4 protein-coding genes and 1 pseudogene are annotated in these 3465 nt (G+C 65.3%); 2 read left to right on the top strand and 3 right to left on the bottom strand.

What is annotated here, in order from left to right; genetic code table 11:
• Positions 1-215 precede the first annotated feature (215 nt).
• The gene (locus ACIQG9_RS29690) at positions 216-725 is read left to right on the top strand and encodes a hypothetical protein (protein WP_400408537.1); all 510 of its coding nucleotides are present in this window, start codon (positions 216-218) and stop codon (positions 723-725) included.
• A 12-nt stretch (positions 726-737) separates the two neighbouring features.
• Here the strand turns inward: ACIQG9_RS29690 and ACIQG9_RS29695 are convergent, their stop codons facing one another.
• Entirely contained in the window at positions 738-968 is a 231-nt protein-coding gene (locus ACIQG9_RS29695) for a GntR family transcriptional regulator (RefSeq protein WP_400408538.1), read from the bottom strand.
• Between the two features lie 200 nt (positions 969-1168).
• Between ACIQG9_RS29695 and ACIQG9_RS29700 the strand changes: the two are divergent.
• Positions 1169-1441: pseudogene (locus ACIQG9_RS29700) on the top strand (hypothetical protein); the annotation flags it as partial.
• A gap of 538 nt (positions 1442-1979) precedes the next feature.
• Here the strand turns inward: ACIQG9_RS29700 and ACIQG9_RS29705 are convergent.
• Complete coding sequence (locus ACIQG9_RS29705) at positions 1980-2384, bottom strand: hypothetical protein (protein ID WP_400408540.1); 405 nt, start codon at positions 2382-2384, stop codon at positions 1980-1982.
• Between the two features lie 134 nt (positions 2385-2518).
• The gene (locus ACIQG9_RS29710; RefSeq protein ID WP_400408542.1) at positions 2519-3358 is read right to left on the bottom strand and encodes a GntR family transcriptional regulator; all 840 of its coding nucleotides are present in this window, start codon (positions 3356-3358) and stop codon (positions 2519-2521) included.
• Positions 3359-3465 lie beyond the last annotated feature (107 nt).

Here is a 3465-nt window from a genome sequence, read left to right on the forward strand (position 1 = left end):
GGATTGCACGTACTAATGTCGGAGACCGCCCAGGCATCACCTGGAAACGGACAGATCCGTCCGCTGAGCAGGGCGGGAGCGTTCAACAGCTCTCGACGTTTTACGCCGGTTTTCGCGCTCAGTTGGGCCGGATCTGTGCCCGATGATCATTACTGCCCATCGGCATCGGTCGCTCGATTTGATCAAGTCAATTCATGATCACTAGGGTGCCTGGCGTGAAGCGGGAAGCCACCTCGAAGCGCTGGCCGTGGGTCCTTCTGTCCCTCGTCGTGATGGCGTGTTCAGGAGCGCTCGCCGTTCCTGTGGCATGGGCGGTAAAAATCCAGGTTCAGGCGGAGTCGGGCGAGCCTGCCCCGGACGCTGCGGTAGCCGTCTACCTGCTACGGCTGAGCAACGGGAATGACGCGGGGCTCCGGCGGGTCCTTGCCGCCGACCGCCGCGACGATCTGGCCGACCAGTGGCGCGCGTACCGGGCGGAGATGTCAAGATCAGGCAATCCGCCAAGCAAGCTGGAATCGGGTCCGCTGCGGGTCAGCCAGGTTCGGGACGGTGTCGCCCTGGTCGCCACAGAGGTTCACGCCGTCTGGTGGCAAGATCAGCTCTCGCTGACGGGCAGCCGGCACGCGTGGCGCTTCGAGGTCCGAGAGGACTGGGGCGGGTGGCGAGTCTGGAGGGTGGAGGCCCCGGCGTGGTGCGATGGCTACATCCGTGCTGGTCGCTGCTGAGCGGGCACCGACTCAACGGTCCTTGACGAACGCGCCTTTCCCGGGCACCACGTAGACCAAGCCCTCATCGACCAGCACGCGCACCGTGTGGAGGATGGTGCCGCGCGCCAGGCCGTACTCCTGCTGAAGCCGGGCAACGCTGGGGATCGGCCGGTTGGGCACCAGGTCGCCGCGCTCGATCCGCTCGCGCAGGATCGCCGCCAACTGCTGATACAGCGGCACTGGCCCTTCGGGGTCAATCACGTCTTGACGGTAGGTGGGTAGGGACGGCGCTGGTCAGGCTTGGTAGACCATGGACCACCATGGACCGGTTGGGATATGGTGCGGCTATCCCGCTGTGCTGGTCGTGGAGGACCCGAACCCGCTCCCCGGTGCGGCGGTACCCCTGCCCGGCCGGTCTCCTCCGAATCCGGTCGGGCAGGGCCACCGCAGGGAGGAAGAGCATGTCTCCTGACGCACGGGGCCTTCCCCACCTCCAGCCCCCGACGCCGGGTGAAGAGCTGCTGATCAGCCGGGAAGCGTCGGTGCAGTTTGCGAGAACGCCGGCCTTCGTGTTCCGGGTGATCTCGATCTGCCCCCGGCCCACGTATGACGGCTGGGCGTGGGTGACCGGCTACCAGCTCGACGGCCAGGGCCAGGCCGTCACCAAGCGGGAGATCTTCGTACGGCTGGCGGGCCTCAAGCGGGTCCGTCGTTCTGATGGGCGCCTGACGTCGGGCTCGGCTTTCGTGTCACGGCCCAACACCCGGTGGACACCGCCACAGCAGCGCCTTTGACTTGACCGGAACCGGCGAAGGCGTCGGCTCCTGGACGACGACCCCGCCCACGGCGGCCCCCACCCCCTTCCCAGGTGCCGGGTTTGACCTGACCTAGACGGCGGTATGAGCTGGCGCGGGGGGTCACCGCGGGGGCACCGCGACCGCCGCCCCCATGCTTGGGGCTTGCCGGTCCTCCCCCGCGCGTCATCCTCGGAGCCAAGCTCCGGCGGCGGCCCGTTCTAGCGCCGGGGTACACGGGGGTTGTCCGACCGGCGTCGGGCACTGCGCGTGCCCCGGTATCCCGCGTGTGTCCGGCCCGGCGGCTGCGGCTGTCGATCGCTCCTCTTGCTACGCCGTGCGCCGGGGCGTGACCGGCCGCCAGGCCGCACGCGCGCCCCGGCGCGAACACGGCGGCGGGCCGCAGGCCCGCCCTTGACCAAGTAAAGAAAGTCTGAACACACTACGCTCTAACCACACTGCCGGCAGGAAACGGCAATCACGGTTGCGGCTGATCTTCCATGCAGCGGACGATAGCGTCTGCCGCTTCTCTGATCGACAGAGCACCCGTGTCGATCCGGATATCAGCGGCGGGCAGGCGAAGCGTTTGTTCGACAGCCGCGACCCGTTCAGCCTCGTCCCCCGTGCTGCGCAACTGGATACGCTTGCCGAGTACAGCCGGCCGGGCAAACAGCTCAGCGACAGTCCATCCCGCCTCGGTGCCGCTGACTACGGCTTCGATTGCTTCGACCTGGCCCAGGTGAACGACAGGCACTCTACCCAACCGCCAAAGGTCATCTAGCCCGAAGCGGTCGACCAAGTACGTCGCACCATACCGGCTGTTCTCCCACAGAATCGCTCCGGGTGCCTGGCGCAGCCTGTTGACTTGATCCTCGCGGATCATCCGATATCCGCTCGTTCTGCCGGGGCCGCATTTCAACCGCTTGAAGTGCTCAAGGTGGGGGTATCGAGCAACTAGATCGACCGTAATCGAGTCTTTTCCGCTCGCGGGAGCGCCGTAGAGGATCAGGCCCCTATTCATCGATCGGCCACTGTGCTTAGCAGCTCTTTCGCCTGATCCTGCAATGGCCTGGCACCAGCAGAGTTGTCGATTCGAACATGCGGAATTTTTGGAGCGAAAGCGAAGTCAACGCCGTCAGCGTAGTCGTCCCATTTGGCGAGCTTGTAGTCATCCCGAGCGGCACCCCGACGGCGAATGTAAGTGTGCATCGTCAAGGCATCACAGTAGACCCAGACGACTTGAAGAGTCCCGTTGTAGGCCGCCACCGTAGCCGCCAGCCGACCACACCATGCTTCGTCGCTAAGTTCCCTAAGAAACGGCGCGGTCACGACCACTGAAGAACCACACTGCAAGTTCTCTGCAAGGGTCGCCATCAGCGCCTCGTATTCAGCGGGTCGGATGGCGGTCATGTACGTTTCCGACTCTCGATCATGCGGCGAGTTCCCCAGACGCTCTAAAGCAGCCTCAACTACCGGCCGGGTCGTCGTGTCCTTGTCGAGAATCGCCCAGCCTGTTTGGCGGGAAACGATACGGCCCAACTCAGTTTTTCCCGACCCCGGGTAGCCCCCGATGAGAATCACGCGGGGACCTCGCCGGTCCGTCGCCCCTGCTGGGTAGTGAACGATTCGGCTTGACCTCGCTCGATTGATCACAAGCCCTTCATCGGCCAGCATCCCCATCGCTCGATTGATCGTGGCAACGCTGGTGTTCCAAGACTCAGCCAGGCTCCTGGTGCCGGGCAGTTGCCGCCCATGCGCCAGCCTTCCGGACTCGATGTCGTTCCGGATGGCCCGCGCGATCACGAGCGCCGCCGTTCCTCGCTGCAACTCCTCCGGCGGTTCCGACCCTGTAGCCATCGGGGCTCCTTGTCTCGATGCGGGCTTGCGCGCCCGCGTAGGGGTGCTCGGGCCAACTGCGGCGATGTTTCCGCAGGTCAGCCACGACTTTTATGAAACTGAGTGTA

The sequence above is a fragment of the Micromonospora sp. NPDC092111 genome (assembly GCF_044755745.1).
Lineage (GTDB): Bacteria > Actinomycetota > Actinomycetes > Mycobacteriales > Micromonosporaceae > Micromonospora.

Excerpts from the sequence above, each read along its gene's own strand:
- ACIQG9_RS29710 (WP_400408542.1), bottom strand. The coding sequence starts at position 3,358 with ATGGCTACAGGGTCGGAACCGCCGGAGGAGTTGCAGCGAGGAACGGCG.
- ACIQG9_RS29705 (WP_400408540.1), bottom strand. The coding sequence starts at position 2,384 with ATGATCCGCGAGGATCAAGTCAACAGGCTGCGCCAGGCACCCGGAGCG.